Annotated in this window: 3 tRNA genes; 1 reads left to right on the forward strand and 2 read right to left on the reverse strand. The window is 38.6% G+C overall.

Annotation, left to right across the window (positions count from 1 at the left end):
* Positions 1 to 210: 210 nt before the first annotated feature.
* Positions 211 to 286: transfer RNA gene (locus CWC17_RS18645), tRNA-Glu, on the reverse strand.
* Positions 287 to 322: 36 nt separating this feature from the next.
* Positions 323 to 398, reverse strand: a tRNA-Ala gene (locus CWC17_RS18650).
* Positions 399 to 1,365: 967 nt separating this feature from the next.
* Between CWC17_RS18650 and CWC17_RS18655 the strand changes: the two genes are divergently transcribed.
* Positions 1,366 to 1,441 (forward strand) — tRNA-Val (locus CWC17_RS18655).
* The last annotated feature ends 68 nt before the right edge of the window (positions 1,442 to 1,509 follow it).

A 1,509-nucleotide genomic window follows, 5' to 3' on the forward strand; every position in this document is an offset into this window, starting at 1 on the left:
CCCAAGGGGATTCGAACCCCTGTTACCGCCGTGAAAGGGCGGTGTCCTAGGCCTCTAGACGATGGGGACACTAAAAAGTGTCACTAGGACATTTGATAAGTTTAACTCATATCACGAGCTGCTAAGGTAATACGCTTAACACACATAAAGACTCGAGCTTTAAGTGTTACGTTTTTCTGTTGGTCAAACCACGTCTAACTATTTGTTAGATGGCGTCCCCAAGGGGATTCGAACCCCTGTTACCGCCGTGAAAGGGCGGTGTCCTAGGCCTCTAGACGATGGGGACACAGAAAACTGCTACCCTAGGACATGCACAAAGATTTGGTGGAGCTATGCGGGATCGAACCGCAGACCTCTTCGCTGCCAGCGAAGCGCTCTCCCAGCTGAGCTATAGCCCCAAACTTTTTCAATACCTAACGTGTTTAACACGTTGTGTATCGCTGAGTGCGGGGCGCATTCTATGCACCCCCCCAAATAAAGTCAACAGTTTTTTATGTCACTTTATTTAAATGGTTTAATTTTCAACAAACTGGCTATCAAGCATGCTAAAAATTGTAATTTCGATAAAATTCGGGCTCTACTTCACCTAACAGCACTATAAACAGATTAATTAACTATTCATACCTCGTTGATGACCTAATAATGTTTACCATAAAAGGTATACATTTATATGCAAATTGAGTACAGATTCAAAAAGCACTTTTTGCCATGACTTAAACCAGGCCAACCTGCGATTATAAGTGTGTTATTTAAATCTCTGAACCCTATTCGATAACCTTATTTATTAAATGCATATCCCTCCCCTTTTTAAATTGCTTGAAAAATATAAAAGTTGAATTGAATTAGATCGTCGTTAAACATACCAACAAATAGCTCGTGTTGTTTTAAAGGCTAAGATCAAATTTGGGTAATAGGCTCTATTTAGTTGTCACTGTGCCAAAACTCTTGAGGTTAGTTAGAGTTTATTCGCACAAATGGCAATACATATTAAGACTTATTCCTTTTAAACTGTTCGTCCCTTTTAAAGATTAACTTATGTGGCTCTAAAATTTTAATTTTTTGACAGTGACTTTCCTTTGTGAAAAGACGTCACGCTTGATGTATCAATTTAAACATTGGCTTTTTATTCGTTTATTTAAGCAAACGCTTTTTATTGTATATAAAAATAAGGCAGTCACTTCGCTTAATTTAGCTGTTTATTTGTCCTGCTCGTTTAAATTTGGTGATAAAGTAAACGCCAACCACATCGCGTTGTTTATAAAACCTTCATTCAGCACATTTTTATCATTCAAGTGTTGACACATTTGCAACTCTATCTATAATAGCGCCCCACAACAACGCAGCAATGCAATGTTATTTAGATGTGGGTGATTAGCTCAGTTGGGAGAGCATCGCCCTTACAAGGCGAGGGTCACTGGTTCAAGTCCAGTATCACCCACCACATAAAACAACTACTATATTAATAGTTTTTTAAAACAGTAATATGGGTCGTTAGCTCAGTTACAGGAA

Source organism: Pseudoalteromonas sp. S3785, assembly GCF_005887365.1.
Lineage (GTDB): Bacteria > Pseudomonadota > Gammaproteobacteria > Enterobacterales > Alteromonadaceae > Pseudoalteromonas.